Source organism: Actinophytocola oryzae (assembly GCF_004364325.1).
In the GTDB taxonomy this organism is placed as follows: domain Bacteria; phylum Actinomycetota; class Actinomycetes; order Mycobacteriales; family Pseudonocardiaceae; genus Actinophytocola; species Actinophytocola oryzae.
In genome coordinates this window covers 931350-946470 of sequence record NZ_SOCP01000001.1, presented here as the reverse complement: position 1 = coordinate 946470, position 15121 = coordinate 931350, and the positions used below count along the sequence as shown (strand labels likewise).

The following is a 15121-nucleotide window of genomic DNA, read 5'->3' as shown; positions in this document are numbered from 1 at the left end:
GACGCCACCAAGCCCGCGCCCGCTGGTACCACCACCGCACCCGACTACGCCGCGACCAGCAAACATAGCCAACACGGCAAACTGCGGCTGCCGTAGTAGAGTCGGATTGACCAGCCATTCCGAATGCAAACAGCACACAATCAGTTTTGTGTGGTGCTGTCGCGCGCATTTCGGTCACCGGGATCAGGAATTCCGAAACGAGGAGGCGAGGCCGATGACGTCCGCGCAGGAGAGAGCCGACCTGCTGAGCAAGCTCGGGTTGGACGCACAGAACAAGGCGGCACTCGGCCGGGTGCTCGGCACCGGGAGCATCGGCCAGGCGACGGAGAAGGCCGATGGGCGAATGGAGGCGACAATCCGGATCCGGCCCGACGAGATCAGCTGGGATCCGTCCATTCTGGTCATGCCCCACGGCGGCGACATCGACCTCGAGATCATCAACGACGACCTGAACACGCACTGCGCGCTCCTGCCGAGCAACGGCGACCGGAAGTTCATCTGGTTGGTCAACCACTCGAAAGGGCGGGCGACCCTCAACCTCGACGGTCCGGGCTACTACTGGTTCAGCTCCCCGACGGGCAACGACGAGGGCCGGGGGCTCACCGGCGCCATCGTCGTGCTCGGCGACGTGCCGCCCGAGGCCCGCCTCGACCGTCCCGACCAGCCGCGACCCTAGATCGGAGCAGGCACGATGACCATCGAGTACGTGGACGCGGGCGAGGCCATCGACCAGGCCAAGCTGAGCGGCAAGGTCGCCGGGGGCGAGATCGCGCCGCCGGTGGTCCGCGACGTCGACTACGAGCGCATCCGCGACGCGCGGTCCGAGCCGGAGAACTGGCTCACCTACTACGGCGACTACAACGGTCAGCGGTACAGCCCGCTCGACCAGATCAACACGGAGAACGTGAGGAGGATCGGCCCGGCGTGGATCTTCCAGGCGGGCACGAGCGGCATCATCGCGGGCACGTCGACGTACTCGTTCGAGGCGGCGCCGATCGTCGTCGACGGGATCATGTTCCTCTCCGGCTGGGACGGCTGGGTCTGGGCGCTCGACGCGAAGACGGGTGTGGAGATCTGGCGGTACAAGCACGCCGTCCCGTTCGACGTGTCGCTGTGCTGCGGCAACGTGAACCGCGGGGTCGCGGTGGCGAAGGGGAAGGTCTTCTTCGTCACGGCGAACGCCCACGTGCTCGCGCTCGACGCCACCACCGGCAAACGGGTCTGGGACAGGACCTACGGCGACGTGCGGGCCGGGGAGAGCGCGACGGTGGCGCCCCTCGTCGTGAAGGACAAGGTGATCGTCGGCAGCTCGGGCGGCGAGTTCGGGGTGCGCGGCCACCTCGACGCGTTCGACCTCGAGACCGGCGAGCACCACTGGCGCTGCTACACGATCCCGAAGCCCGGCGAGCCCGGCTCCGAGACGTGGCCGTCCGACGGCGAGGCCTGGGCGCGTGGCGGCGCGAACTGTTGGCTCACCGGCACGTTCGACCCGGAGACCAACCTGCTGTACGTGGGCACCGGCAACCCGGCACCCGACTTCGACGGCGGCGTCCGCAAGGGCGACAACCTCTACACCGACAGCATCATCGCCGTTGACGTCGACGAGGGGCAGATCCGCTGGCACTACCAGTGCACCCCGCACGACGTGTGGGACTACGACAGCATCGCGGAGTGCATCCTGTTCGAGGCGGACGGGCGCAGGCTGCTCGGGCACTTCGACAAGAACGGCTACTTCTTCGTCCTGGACCGCGTCGACGGGTCTCTCGTCAGGGTCACCCCCTTCGTGGACAGGATCACGTGGGGAGCGATCACGAGGGACGGCCAGGTGACCGCCAAGGTGTACCCCGACGAGGAGGGCGTGCCGGTCCACTTCTACCCCGGCCCGGCCGGCGCCAAGGAGTGGACGCACGCCGCCTACAGCCCCAGGACCGAGCTGTTCTACGTGCCGGTCCAGGACGTCGGGGCCACGGCCACCAGGCGGCGCCGCGAGTTCAAGGAGAGCATCCCCTACTGGGGTGCGGGCGTTCAGGTCGACATCGAGGACATGGTCGGCAGTGTCAGCGCGTTCGACGCCAACGGCGACGAGAAGTGGCGCTGGCGCAACGAGCTGCCGATGTGTGCCTCGGTGCTGGCCACCGGCGGTGACGTGGTGTTCGCCGGGGAGCCCTCCGGCGAGTTCAACGCACTCGACGCCAGGACGGGCGAGCTGCTGTGGCAGTTCCAGTGCGGCAGCGGCCACCACAGCAGCCCGACGACGTACATGGTCGACGGCAGGCAGTACGTGGCCGTGCCGGTCGGCTGGGGCGGCTGGGCCGAGGGGTTCCTTCCCGGCATGCTCGGCGCAGGCCACGGTAGCGCGTTGATCGTGTTCGCACTGCCGGAGTAGCGCGCTGAAGAACGGCGCCGGGCCTACGGGTTCGGCGCCGTTCTATTCGCCGAACACCAGCGGCAGTGCCACGGCCGCGACGATCAGGGTGGCCCCGCTCAGCAGGTCGGAGCGGATCCGGATGAAGCGCGCCGCCGCCCGCCCGAGCCGGAGCCCGACCAGCGACATCGCCGCCGTCATGGCGCCGAACACGACGGCGGAGAACCACGGCGAGAGCCCCAGGAGCCCCAGGCTCGTCCCGGCGAACAGGTTGTCCAGGCTCAACGTCAACGGGATGCCGAACAACGCCCACGGGTGGTTCAGCTCTTCCGGCTCTGGTTTGCGGAGGGCCGAGATCACGAGGTAGAGGCCGTAACCACCGAGAGCGGCGGCACCCACCAGCTCGCCGACCTCCCCGACGGACTCCCCGATCTCGCGACCGACCAACAGGCCCACCAGGGGCATGACCGCGTCCCACAACCCGAAGGCCAACGCGACCTGGATCGCACGCTTCAGTCCGATCGGGACGGTGCCGAGCGCGATCGCCACCCGGAAATTGTCGAGACTGAGTACGAAACCGAGGACCAGTACTTCCCAGATCATGGCGACATCACTGCCTAATGACGACCGACGCCGACAGAAACGACTATTGTTCGCCTGGCACAACCATGTTATCCCAGATGAGCTATCGAACAAACCCGGCACCGAGATTTTCGGATCATTGTTCCAGGGTTTCTACCCTCATTCGACCCGAGTAGCCGACACGCCCTTCGCCCCGGTGCTGGTAGAACCCGGCGAACCTCTCGAGGTCGGCCGAGAACATCGCGGAGGCCTGGTTGCCCGCGAGGTCACGCCATGCGATCGACGTCAACCTGGACCGGACTTCCTCGAACACGCCGACCGTCAGGTGCCCCACCTCGTACCACGAACCTCCCCAGCCCTTGTGGACGTGGTAGGAGACCGGTTCGCCGTCGGTGCGGCCGTCCTGCCGCACGCCTTCGTACTCGTAGAGATCGCCGTTGCCGAGCCGCCTGGACCCACCGAAACCCACCTCGTTGCACAGGACGGACGACTCGGTGCCGTTCTGCTCACGCCACGAGATCGTCTCCACGGCGACGGACACGTCCCCTTCCCGCAGGCAGACGGACAACGGCGCCGATTCGGTCCACTCGTCCGACCCGACGGGTCTGGTTCGCGTGGCATAGGTCGTTGTCGCCGAACTCGCCTTGACTCCCCTGAGCGCCGTCGCCGACCGTCCCCGGTCGAACACCTCGTCGAGCGTGATGCTGTAGATCCACAGGCGACTCGTCGACCGGGCACTGCTGCTGATCCTGATCTCGTTGGCGCCTCGGTACAGCAGGCTGATCGGCACGACGAACGTGTTCTCGTGTGGCAGGTCGCCGCCGCCGGGGATCGACCATTCCGCCGCGACGGGCCGGTCCGCCTTGCGGTTGACCACGACGGACATCGGCGCGAAACCCGGGAGCTTGTTCAGCTTGGTCGCCAGGGCCCTGACGACGAGCGTTCCCTCGAAGATCTCCTGGGGATCGGGCAGTTCGAAACGGAGGGACACACTCCCACCCGCCTCGATCTCCAACCGCCCTTCCCGATGCTCGCTGCCGTCCCACGCCACGGTGGCATTGCCCTGCAGCGGAGACGATCCGGTGAAATCCGCGTACGTCGGTACCACCTGTCCTCCTCCTGTGTCGAACGAGTTCGTCAAATTCCGATGTGGATGAACGGCGCCCATATATCGGGTCGCTCGGGGTGTCTGTCACGAATCGAGAGAACCGCCGTGTGCAGGGCGTGGGCCGACGTCGAGAGGTCAGGTTCGCCGCTGACACCCAGCGCATCGTAGAAAGAGCCGACCACCGCGGCCGCCGTTCGGTCGCGAATCGCCCAGAGAGTGCCCACCACTCTGGGAAAACCGGCGAGCTGGAAGGCGGAGGCGAGATGGATCGCCTCGTCCTCCAACGTCTCGTTGCCGGTGAAGGCGGTGTCACACGCCGACAGGTACGCCAGTTCGCCAGTGTCGATGGCGATGGACATGACGTCCGACACGGTCAGTGGATCAGTGGAGTGGTCCTCCAGCACGAGCCCGCTGCGGGAGGGGTCCGAGCTGTCGCTGTAGCCGTGACAGGCGAAATGGGCGATGGCCGACGAGCGCAGCCACGCCAGCACGTTGGCCTTGGTAGGCCGGTTCTCCCTCGCGGCGCCGACGGTCGTGAGAAGGGTGACACCGGGCAGTTGCCTCACCAGCTCACCGGCCTCCTCCCCCACCTGCGGCAGTGGACTCGCGCCGTCGGACGCGTCCGGAACGGCGACGACGAGACTCCGCAACGCTTTCCACGCGACCGCGTCCCGTGAACCGACCTGGGCACGGCCATGCCGAAGGGCCACGATGCTCGGCGCGTACGACGAGATCACCCGGTCGGCCACGTTGTCCCTCGTCGAGCCGTTCGACGCTGGGTGGGTGAAACGGCCGGTTTCGTAGTGACCGGCCGCGTGGATCGGCAGGAACGAGAACGCCCCGCACGCGATCCACCGCACGTGCGGCGGCCGCGACGTCGTGTCGTCCGCCCGGAACACGGGCAGGCGCAGGACGGGTGCGGCAACGCAGTCCCACAGCCAGCCGAGGAGGTCCCGCAGGACGCCCTGGAGTCGCTGGTGCTCCGGGCTGTCCTGTTCCACCGTCAGAATCCGGCGCAGGCAGGTCCTGAACTCCCGCGCTCTGGCCCTCAGGTCGCCCTCGGCGCAGTCGGGCAGCGGAACCGTGGTCGTCTCCCGCGCGGAAAGGACGATCGCGTCCGACCGAAGCGAACTGCTGGTGAGCACGACGACGGGACCGTGCGCCGCCTCCGCGCGCAGTGCCTTCATCGTGGGTGGCAACCCGAAGGACTCGAAGTCCGGCCGGGACCGTATCTCGGCCATGACCGCGTCGAGGGCCGCGACGTCCCGGCCGCGTTCGTCCTGTTGTCTCCTCAGCGCTGTCTCGTCCTTTGCCCCGACGACGGTTGCCTGGTCGAGGCGGTCGCGCAGATCGTTGAGACGCCCGGCGAGCCCGGGGTGTGCCGCCGACAACCGGCCCAGGTCGCTGCGAACGCTGAACTCGCCACCCATGTTCACGCAGCGGCCCAGCTCCAGCAGGGCGAGTGCCGACTCGCCCGCGCGCCCGCCATACGCACTCAGCAACAGGGCGGCCGCCTGTCTCGTCAGGCCGGCGAACTCCCCGATCCGGCCCTCCCGTTCACTGAGATCGAAGTGCCGGGTCGCCAACAGGGGCAGCTCGCCGACCGCCGCGCCCGCGAGCTCGGCCGCACGCCTCGGCTCGCTGTCCGCAACGAGGGTCGCCGCCGCCGCTCGGGCACGGATCCGGTCGCGGGCGGGAAGAGCACGCAGGCCGAGAACCGCCTCGTAGTGCGCCACGCCTCGGTCGCGGTCGCCGGGGTCGGGTGTTCCACCCTGCCGGTAGCGCGCCGCGCGGGCGTTGCCGGCCTGGATGAGGATGTCGGCCATCTGTATGTCGTACACGGAACCTACTTCGACGGCTCGCTCCGCGTGCCGTACCGCTTCGTCCATATCCCGCTGACTGCCGGTCATCGCCGAACGGCGAAGGAGTGCCCGGCTGAGCCGCGGCAGCCAGGTGACGTAGCCGGGCCCGTTCGTCGGCATGTGGGCGACGATTCGTCCGCACAGGACAACGGCACGATCAACGGACCCGCCGTCGGCGACGCCGGTCTGTTCCGTGTCGAGAATCTCCTCCACATAAGGCTCGATCTCTTCGACGAGCTCTTCCAGGAGGAGGTGGGGCAGTCCGTCCTCGCGCCAGTCCTCGTGCCGGAAGCAGACGGCGAAACTCGCTGTGGACCGCTCCAGGGCGGGCTGGTCCGAACGGCCGGACGCCGAGTACCGGAGCCAGTAGAGCCAGCCGAGCGCGTGGGACGCCCGCAGTCGCGAGGAACTGTCGTCGACGATGGCGTGCAGGGACCGGAGGAGGTCGTCCACCTCCGCGCGCACCACCCTGTCGAGGTCATGGCTGCCGCGGACGTCGGCGACGAGAGCGAGCGCCTCGTCGATCACGGCCTGGGCGTCGATCGACACCTGAGGTCTCCCGGAGAGTCACCATCGAGTCGAGGGCAGCGGTGCCCGTCGACCCGACCCGCGTCACGCCGGACCGGTCCCGCGGTCCGGACCCGTCACGTCGCCCTCGTCATCGGTCGTGGTCGAGGCTGACGCCGATGCCCTGCCCGACGGCGGTTCCAAGGGTTCACCGATGTTCCTGTTGGGTGTGTACCCGCGCACGCGGTCAGGTCCGAGCAGGCTTTTCAGCAGGCCTTGCTCCGTCTCCGGTCTCGAGTTCTCCGTCATCCGCCGCTCCCCCTTCGTTCGACCCACTCGTCTCGACGACCCGCACATCCGGAACGGCAAGGAATTCGATGACGCTGACGTCGTTCATCGTGACATAAAGTCCAGCCGTGTGTTCGATCCTCGCCCCGAAAACGCCGTCCCGGCCCATCTCGTAGGCCGATTCCAGAAAGATGTCCGGCGACTGCGGGAACGCGGAGGCGTGGGAGTTCTGACCGAACCAGCCACCGACCCATCCGCCGTCTTTCAGTCGGGCCCTGACGAAACACGGTGTGTCGCGCAACCTGAACGCGAAATCCCACGAGGTGGGTTCCGCGCGATAGGTCGCCACCGCACGACGGCGTTCGAGCCACCCGACCGCGGTCGCGGCGACTACCGGCACGGCGATCGTCAGGACGAACACCACGGTCGCCGCCTGGCGTGGATGTTCCGCCGCTCCCGCGAACCACTGCTGCCGATCGGGCCGAACGAGCCCGATGATCCACGGCCCCGCGACCATCATGTAGATCGCGTCGAGGGCGAGGCTGACGGTGATGGCACGCAGCACCCGCTCCGCCAGGACCTGCTCGCTCGGCACCGGCCCACGTGCCCGCTGTCGCACGAACTGGTAGGTGATTCCGGGAAGTACGAACAGAACCAGCAGGATGATCTGCTGCGCGGCTGACGGAGTCGCCATGTTCCCCCATGGTTCCTGGCTCGACGTCCGCGACCGTGCCCAGTCACCGCGACGACCGACCAACTTGGCGGCATGTTACTCCGACGTCGTGCCGGGCCTGCGCGCTGGAGCGAAATGCGCTGGTGTCAGTCGTGGTGGCGGTTTCCGGCGGCGTCGAACCAGTTCAGCACCCGGCGCCAGGCCTCGGTCGCGGCGTGGGGGTTGAAGCGGGCGCCGGTGTCGTTGAAGAAGGCGTGGTCGGCGGCGTCGAAGGTGAGCAGCTCGTGCCTGAGCCCGGCTGCCTCGAGTGCCGCCTTGGCGGCGGGCCGGGTCGCGTTCACGCGTGCGTCGAGACCGCCGTAGACGCCGAGCACCGCGGCGCGTGAGCCGTCGAAGGTGGCGCCCTCCGGGAACGGCCCGTAGAAGGGCGCGCCCGCGGCGAGGCGTGGTTCACCCGAGGTGAGCAGGCGCCACACCATGTTGCCGCCGAAGCAGAACCCGATCGCGGCGAGCTTCCTGCCGCGTACGCGACGCCGCAGCTCGGTGACGCTCGCCTTCATGTCCTCGACGAACCGCTCGGGCGGGATCTGCGCGAGTGCCGCCGCGACCTCTGCCTCGCCGGGAAACGCGCCCGTGCCGCCCTCCTCGGAGAGCAGGTCGAGCGCCAGCGCGGAGTAGCCGCTCGCGGCGAGCCTGCCCGCGACCGTGCGGATGTGTTCGGTCAGCCCGCGGTTCTCGTGGATGACGAGTACGCCGCCACGCGGTGTGGCAGCGGGCGCCCAGGCGGCCATCAGCGGCACGCGGGGGCCCTCGAAGGTGATCGGCTCCTGCGCGACGGGCGCCCAGCTCGTTTCCGTCGGACCGTGTCGTGGCGGGCTTTCCGCCGTCGCCGTGCCGGAGGTGAACGCGACCAGCAGCCCACTCGCCGCCGCGCCGGTAACCCCGAGCAGACCGAGGCGGCGTACCGCCTCTCTTCGCGTGATGATGCCGTCAGCGAGATCTTCCGCGACTTCCTCGGCAAGGTAGCGCTGGATTTCCGTCATGGCTCTCCCGAAAATTTCGGAGACTCACGTCGACCACCCGACCCTACTACCACGGACGCGTCGCGCCACACCACGTCGTCGACGAAGTCTCCGCGACTCCGCCGGAAGCGGGGTGACGAGACGGGCAATTTGAATTTACTGCGGCGACACTCGGACGTTACCGATGTAATGCATTCCGCGAAAGCCGCCCGAATACTTTTGAGCCGACTCCTCGCGGACTTTCCTGTTTCTATCTTCGGCTCATCGACCGCCGCGCCGACCGAAGCCCAAGGGGCCCCGCCGCCCAGCCATCCCGCGGCCCGGTTGATCAGTCGAGGCCCCGCCGCGACGCCGGGCAGGTCGTCCCACGCGGTGACAGTCGCCACAACAGTGCACGTAGGGCGCCACACCCGCGGTACGGCCTCGTTGACAGTTGACGCCGGGCAATGCGGCAGCGCGGGCAAAAATGTTTCAGCGGTGATCGAAACTGTCAAATGACGACTACGTCCGATTTGGTCACCCAGAATAATCATCACAGAGTTGTCGCGATTGTGGAACTCGTCGCGTAGAGTGGCCGATGGCGCCGAGGAGTAAGCAACTCAAAGAACAGCAAAGATCAGCAACGGGAGACTTTATGTCCGTGTGCGTCAACACAGTACTACTCCGGAAACTGGGCAGCGCTCTCGAGGAATGGGCCCAGGAGACCGCTGTCGACGCTGATCCCGAACTCGCCAACATGCCTCTGCTGTGGATGATCGACCGTAACGAGATCCGTGGGTGCCCGCCCAGCATGTGCCCGCCCGCCGAGGCGTCCGCGCGCCTTGCCCGCTGGGCGAGTGCCCTCGGCCTGATATCGAACGTCAAGTCGGGGAAGAGATCCTATGTCGGCCGGGTCGACCTGTGGCCGGTGCGGCTGAGCGGGATCGCCGAGAACCGGCAGTCCTGAACCGTCTCAGGCGGTGAAACCCCCGTCGACCGGGAGCACGACGCCGCTCAGGTGGCTCGCGCGGTCACTCAACAGGAACGCCACCGTGGCCCCGACCTCCTGTCCCGTCCCCGCCTTGCGCAGGGGCGTCGCGGCGATCCGTGCCTCGACCCCGCCGGGGATCGTCCTGCGCAGCTCGTCGAGCATCGGGGACTCGGTCGGCCCCGGGGCCAGGACGTTGACCCGGATGCCGAGCGGGCCGAAGTCGTGGGCGGCGGTACGGGTCAGGCCGATGACGGCGTGCTTGGTGGCCTGGTAGGCACCCATGCCGGAGCTGCCACGCAGGCCGCCGATGCTGCTCATGTTGACGATCGAGCCGCCTCCTCGCGGTTCCATGACGCGTACTTCCTCGCGGATGCACAGCCACGTGCCCTTCACGTTCACGGCCATGATCCGGTCGAAGTCCGCTTCGGGAACCGCGTCGAGGCGGCCGCTCCCGCCCATGGCGGCGTTGTTGAACGCGCCGTCGAGCCTGCCGAACCGTGCGACGGTGGCGTCGACGAACGCGGCGACACTCGCCGCGTCGGAGACGTCACCCGTCGCGTAGGCCACGTCGTGCCCCGCCGCCGTCAGGTCCTTCGCGAGCGCGGCGAGGGGTTCCTCGGTTCTGGCGACGAGCATCAGCGACGCGCCGTCCTCGGCCAGGACGCGTGCGGCGTCGGCGCCGATGCCGGTGCTCGCACCGACGACCAGGACGACCTTGCCGGTGAGGGTGCTCATGTGGCTTCCTTTCCGCGAAGCGCCAGCATCGCGCGGGCGTCGGCCGGGGTGGCGACCGGTCTGCCCATGTCCTCGATGACGGCCCGGATCTTCCTGACCTGCTGGGCGTTGCTCTCCGCGAGCCGTCCCCGCCCGATCCACAGGCTGTCCTCGAGGCCCACCCGCACGTGGCCGCCGAGCCAGGCGCTGTGCGTGCCGAACCGGAGCTGTTCGCGGCCCGCGGCGAACGCGGAGAACGTGTAGTCGTCGCCGAAGAGCTTGTCGGCGATCCGCACCATGTGCTCCAGGTTGGCGTGGTCGGCGCCGATGCCGCCGAGGACGCCGAACACACCCTGGATCAACAGCGGCGGCTTCGCCAGGCCCTTGTCGACGAAGTGGGCCAGCGAGTACAGGTGCCCGATGTCGTAGCACTCGTACTCGAACCGGGTGCCGGACTCGCCGAGCGTCCGCAACGTGGCCTCGATGGCGTCGAAGGTGTTGACGAACGGGTGGGAGTAGGTGTTGAGCACGTACGGCTTCTCCCAGTCGTGCTTCCACTCGGTCACCTTGTCGGCGATGCCCGAGTAGACGAAGTTCATCGAGCCCATGTTCATCGACGCCAGCTCCGGGCGCAGCCGCAGCGCGGCGGCGAGCCGCTGGTCCATGGTCATCGACGAGGCACCGCCGGTGGTGATGTTGATGACGGCGTCGGTCCGGTCCGTGATGCGGCCGACGATCTTCTCGAAGACGTCGGGGTCGGGTGTCGGGCGCCCGTCCGGCTCCCTGGCGTGCAGGTGCACGATCGCCGAGCCCGCCTCGATCGCCTCGAGGGCGGCGTCAGCCACCTCGTCGGCGGACAGCGGCAGGTAGGGGCTCTGGGACGGGATGTTGACCGAGCCCGTGATCGCGGTGGTGATGATGACCTTCTCGGCCGCCCGCATCAGTCCTCCCTCCCGGAGGTCGCTTCCCGGAATGCCGTGACGAGTCCGCGCGCGGCCTGCGCCAGCATCGTCGTGTCGTTGCTGAGCAGCACGAAGTCGCAGCCGTCCCGCACCGCCCGCGCGGCCTGGTCCGGCACGCCGCCGAACGCGAGTCCGCAGCGCTTGCCCGCGGCGTGCGCGGCCTCGACCACCGACCCGATCAGCTCTCCGACCTCGGGCGAGGCGGGTGTCGTGCCCATCGACAGCGACAGGTCGGCCGCGCCGACGAACACGGCGTCGATCGAGTCGAGCGCGAGCATCTCCGGCGCGGCCTTGATCGCCTCGACGCTCTCCAGCTGCGGGATGCACAGCACGTCGTCGTTGCCCGTCGCGAGGTACTCGGCGTTCGGGCGCAGGCCCCACTCCCCCGCGCGGCTGGTGCCGCCCGCGCCCCGGACGCCGTGGGGCGGGAACCGGCACGCCTGCCCGACCGCGGCCGCCTGCTCGACCGTGTCGACGTGCGGCACGAGGATGCCCGTCGCACCGGCGTCGAGGATCTTCTGGATCGTCGACGGCGTCTTGTCGGGCACCCGCACCAGCGGCACCACCCCCAGCGCGGCGGCCGAGTTGACGAGCCGGTACGCGGTCTCCAGGTCCAGCGGCGCGTGCTCGAGGTCGACCACGACGAAGTCGAACCCCGCGTAGGCCATGATCTCGACGGGCTCACCGGACGCGATCTTCAGCCACGTGCCCACCGGCGTGGTCTCGCGCGCGAACAGCCCGGCACCCGTACGGGTCATGACGGCATCGGGTAGTCGTCGGCGTTGAGGACCCAGCCGGGCTTCTGCGAGAAGTCCACGCGCGGCGGGCTGAAGATGTCGATCAGCTGGTTCACGCCGGGGTCGCTGGCCTCGGACGTGTGCACGGTGGGCGGCGGGATGATCGCGACGGACGGGCTGCCGAGCCGCACGTGCTCGTCCTCGCGCCACGTGGCGCGGTCGGCCAGCCAGGGCGTGCGGATGTGGTGCACGTACTCGCCCCGCACGGCGAGGGAGAGCTGTTCGAAGTCGTCGTGCGTGTGCGGTGAGAGCCTGTGCGGGTCGCGGGGGCCGTCCTGGTCGGGCAGGAAGTTGACCATGAACGACCGGGTGCGGAAGATGCGCCCGAACCGGCCCGGCTCGTCCGGCACCCCGGACAGCGGGTAGAACCGCACTCCCCCGGCGCCGACGGGTTCCGGCCAGCGGGTCAGCAACGCGACGCGCGGGTGGTCCTCGGTGTAGGAGGAGGCGTTCGCCGGGCGGTCGCGCCACGCCGGTTCGTCCGCCTCGACGAGCCGGACCAGCGGGCCGTCGCCGTGCACGCTGATCCGCGAGGGGCCGGGTGGGACGACGACCAGCCCGGGTTCGTCGACCCTCGTCGCGCCGTCGTCGGTGAGCACGGTGAACGCCGGGGACTCTCCGGTGACCACGACGGCCAGCTCACCGGAGAGGGTGCCGTTGTCGAGGTCGTCACCGGCCCGCGCGTGCGTGTGGACCAGGATGACGTTCTGCGCACGCACGACCGGGGTCTCGGTCAGGTCGAAGTACTGCGCGGCCGCGATGGCGTCGCCGCTGTCCGGCCGGGGCGCGGTCGCCGTGGCGAGCGAGGAGCGCGGATCGTCCTTTTCGTACACCGTGATGTCCTTTCGCTCAGGCGTCGAGGTCGAGCAGGTAGGTCGGGTTGTCGCGGACCATGCGCCGCAGGTCCTTCTCGGCGAGGCCGAGGTCGAGCAGTGCCTCGCCGACCCGCAGCCACGCGTCGACGGGCTTCGGGTTGGCGGCCTGCCCGAAGTCGGACGCCAGCACGGTGTGCTCCGGGCCGAGCTGCTCGATCCAGCCCATGAGCTTGCGCGGGTCCCACGCCTGCGTCCCCTCGGGGTCGTACATGCCGACCTCGTGCTCGACGAACGCGCCGAGCTCGACCAGCTCGCGGCACAGCTCAGGCTCGGCGCCGATCACGAAGTCGGGGTGGCTGACGACCATGCGGGTGATCCCGCGGTCCTTCGCGGCCTCGAACAGCGTGCGGATGTACTCGGGGTACATGTGGCCGCCGTTGACCACGGCCTCCTGCTCCTTGATCTCGTCGAGGATCTCGCCCGCCTCCGGCTTGAGCCGACCGGCCTCGTCGACGATGTCGATGCGTTCCAGCGTCAGCGGCACGGTCGTGGTCGGGAAGGCGCCGTCCTCGGGGTGGCAGTCGAGGTGGCGGCCGGAGGAGATCGTCGGGAACCACACGACTTTGCCGCCCATCCGCAGGCACATGCGCACGGCGTGCACGTTGAGGCCGCCGACCGTGCTGTTCAGCGCGATGCCGCCGTAGGCGGTGGCGGCGACGTCGGCGAGGCGCCCCCTCATCGCCAGGATGTCCATCTGGGTGTTGTGGTGGTGGGACTTCGCGACCATGGCGCGCATGCCGATCCTCGCGCCGTCCTGTGCGGCCTCGACGTGGTCGAATCGTCGGGGGAACGGACTGGGTCCAGAGTGGACGTGCATGTCGACCAGGCCGTCCAGGACGGAGGCTACGGCAGGACGCTGACTCACGGGACCACCTCGTTCGCGATGTGAATTCTCAGTTCACTATAAGAGCATACGTCAACACTTTCCAGGCTCTTGCGCGCCGAAGTCGTGACGCCTACGGTTCGTGCTGTTCACTTCGTGAACTTGCTGTTCGAATCCTCCCGGGAGGACGACGATGTCCACACCACCCCCCGTCGTAGAACCACAGCCGGAGGCCCTGGACACGCGCCGTCCAGGCGCCCCGCACGATCCGGACCTCACCAAGGTGCGTGCCGCGGTACGCGGCGGCGCACTCGCCTACTTCGTCGACCAGTTCGACATCTACCTGCCGATCGTCGTGCTGGCCCCGGCGGCGGCGTACTTCCAGGCCGCGAACCTGAGTCCGGGCACGACGGCCCTGCTGGCCTCGCTGGTGTTCGCCTCGACGCTCATCGGCCGCCCGCTCGGCGCGGTCATCTTCGGTCACTTCGCCGACACCGTCGGGCGCAAGCGCACCACGCTGGTGGCCGTCAGCGGCTTCGGCGTCGTCACGCTGATGATCGCGTGCCTGCCCGGCCACGAGACGATCGGCGTGTGGTCGGTCGGCCTGCTGATCGCGTTGCGGTTCGTCGACGGCATCTTCCTCGGCGGCGAGTACACGACCGCCGTGCCGCTCGCGATGGAGTGGAGTCCCAAGCACAAACGCGGCCTCTACGCCTCGCTGATCACGTCGACCTCGCCCGCCGCCTACGTGATGATCGCCGCGATCACGCTGGTGATGCTGCAGCTGCTGCCCTCGGCGGACCTGCACAGCGCCTACGTGCAGTGGGGCTGGCGGATCCCGTTCGTGATCGGCGCGCTGCTGGCGGCGGTGCTGTTCCGCTTCTACCTCAAGCAGGTGCACGAGCCGCCGGCCGCGCTGACCGGCGAGCGGCACAAGCTCCCGTTCGTGCGGCTGCTGGTGCGCTACCCGAAGGCGCTGGCCCAGGTGTTCGTGCTGATGACCGGCACGTGGCTCGCCACGAACATGGAGGCCGCCGTCACGCCCGCGCAGCTGAAGGCGCACCTGGAGCTGTCGAGCAAGCAGGTGACCCTGACGATGCTGGTGATCAACGCGGCCGCGGCACTGTCCTATCCGGTCTTCGGGCTGCTGTCCCAGCGGATCGGACGGCGGCGGTTCTACATCGGCTACGGGTTGTCGGTCATCGTGATCGGCGCGGGTGCCTACTCGCTGATGATGACCTCCGGCGGCGGCCTCGGCGGGGTACTCGGCTGGGCCATCCTGGTCGGCGTGTTCACCGTGGGCACCTTCGGCCCGATCGCCGCATACCTGACCGAGCGGTTCCCGGCGAGCATCCGTTCGACGGGTTACGGCGTCGGGTACAGCCTCGCGCTGATCGCGCCCGCGTTCTACCAGTTCTACCTCCAGCAGTTCGACGGCGTCATGCCGGCGCACCTCGCCCCCGCGGTGATGTTCATGCTCGCGGGCGCGCTCATCAGTGTCGGCGGCTTCCTCGGCCCGGAGACCAAGGACGTCGACATGTGGGATGACAGCACGATCCCGCGGCTGTCCTGA

At 68.7% G+C, this 15121-nt stretch carries 14 protein-coding genes; 4 read left to right on the top strand and 10 right to left on the bottom strand.

Going from position 1 to position 15121, the window contains the following annotated elements; genetic code table 11:
• The first annotated feature begins 214 nt into the window (after positions 1–214).
• Entirely contained in the window at positions 215–676 is a 462-nt protein-coding gene (locus tag CLV71_RS04035) for an MSMEG_3727 family PQQ-associated protein (RefSeq protein ID WP_133901155.1), read from the top strand.
• A gap of 15 nt (positions 677–691) precedes the next feature.
• Entirely contained in the window at positions 692–2386 is a 1695-nt protein-coding gene (locus tag CLV71_RS04030) for a PQQ-dependent dehydrogenase, methanol/ethanol family (protein ID WP_133901154.1), read from the top strand.
• A gap of 42 nt (positions 2387–2428) precedes the next feature.
• Here CLV71_RS04030 and CLV71_RS04025 read toward each other — a convergent pair whose 3' ends face one another.
• The 5 genes from CLV71_RS04025 to CLV71_RS04005 all read right to left on the bottom strand — a co-directional run bounded on the left by CLV71_RS04025 (position 2429) and on the right by CLV71_RS04005 (position 8428).
• Positions 2429–2968 carry a manganese efflux pump MntP gene (locus tag CLV71_RS04025; RefSeq protein WP_133901153.1) on the bottom strand — a complete coding sequence of 180 codons (540 nt, stop codon included), beginning with the start codon at positions 2966–2968 and terminating at the stop codon, positions 2429–2431.
• 115 nt (positions 2969–3083) lie between these two features.
• Complete coding sequence (locus CLV71_RS04020; RefSeq protein WP_133901152.1) at positions 3084–4055, bottom strand: hypothetical protein; 972 nt, start codon at positions 4053–4055, stop codon at positions 3084–3086.
• Between the two features lie 29 nt (positions 4056–4084).
• Positions 4085–6466 carry a CHAT domain-containing protein gene (locus CLV71_RS04015; RefSeq protein ID WP_133901151.1) on the bottom strand — a complete coding sequence of 794 codons (2382 nt, stop codon included), beginning with the start codon at positions 6464–6466 and terminating at the stop codon, positions 4085–4087.
• 205 nt (positions 6467–6671) lie between these two features.
• Positions 6672–7406: a DUF6338 family protein gene (locus CLV71_RS04010; protein ID WP_208297360.1), complete on the bottom strand. Its 735-nt coding sequence runs from the start codon at positions 7404–7406 to the stop codon at positions 6672–6674.
• A 125-nt stretch (positions 7407–7531) separates the two neighbouring features.
• On the bottom strand, positions 7532–8428 hold the full coding sequence (locus tag CLV71_RS04005) for a dienelactone hydrolase family protein (protein ID WP_133901150.1): 897 nt from the start codon (positions 8426–8428) through the stop codon (positions 7532–7534).
• Positions 8429–9158: 730 nt separating this feature from the next.
• Here CLV71_RS04005 and CLV71_RS04000 point away from each other — a divergent pair.
• The gene (locus tag CLV71_RS04000) at positions 9159–9353 is read left to right on the top strand and encodes a hypothetical protein (RefSeq protein ID WP_133901149.1); all 195 of its coding nucleotides are present in this window, start codon (positions 9159–9161) and stop codon (positions 9351–9353) included.
• Between the two features lie 6 nt (positions 9354–9359).
• On the opposite strand, the gene CLV71_RS03995 is transcribed toward CLV71_RS04000, so the two are convergent.
• From CLV71_RS03995 to CLV71_RS03975, 5 genes are read right to left on the bottom strand one after another with little or no spacing between them, the layout of a single operon-like run.
• A complete protein-coding gene (locus CLV71_RS03995) occupies positions 9360–10112 on the bottom strand; it encodes an SDR family NAD(P)-dependent oxidoreductase (RefSeq protein WP_133901148.1) in 753 nt (250 codons plus the stop codon).
• Entirely contained in the window at positions 10109–11032 is a 924-nt protein-coding gene (kce, locus tag CLV71_RS03990; protein WP_133901147.1) for a 3,5-dioxohexanoate:acetyl-CoA acetone transferase, read from the bottom strand. The genes CLV71_RS03995 and kce overlap by 4 nt, the downstream gene beginning before the upstream one ends.
• The gene (locus CLV71_RS03985; RefSeq protein ID WP_133901146.1) at positions 11032–11811 is read right to left on the bottom strand and encodes an HpcH/HpaI aldolase family protein; all 780 of its coding nucleotides are present in this window, start codon (positions 11809–11811) and stop codon (positions 11032–11034) included. The genes kce and CLV71_RS03985 overlap by 1 nt, the downstream gene beginning before the upstream one ends.
• Positions 11808–12683, bottom strand: a complete 876-nt coding sequence (locus CLV71_RS03980; protein WP_133901145.1) for a cupin domain-containing protein — start codon at positions 12681–12683, stop codon at positions 11808–11810. Before CLV71_RS03980 ends, CLV71_RS03985 begins: the two co-directional genes overlap by 4 nt.
• Positions 12684–12699: 16 nt before the next feature.
• The gene (locus tag CLV71_RS03975; RefSeq protein ID WP_133901144.1) at positions 12700–13590 is read right to left on the bottom strand and encodes a DUF6282 family protein; all 891 of its coding nucleotides are present in this window, start codon (positions 13588–13590) and stop codon (positions 12700–12702) included.
• Positions 13591–13741: 151 nt separating this feature from the next.
• Between CLV71_RS03975 and CLV71_RS03970 the strand changes: the two genes are divergently transcribed.
• Complete coding sequence (locus CLV71_RS03970; protein WP_133901143.1) at positions 13742–15121, top strand: MFS transporter; 1380 nt, start codon at positions 13742–13744, stop codon at positions 15119–15121.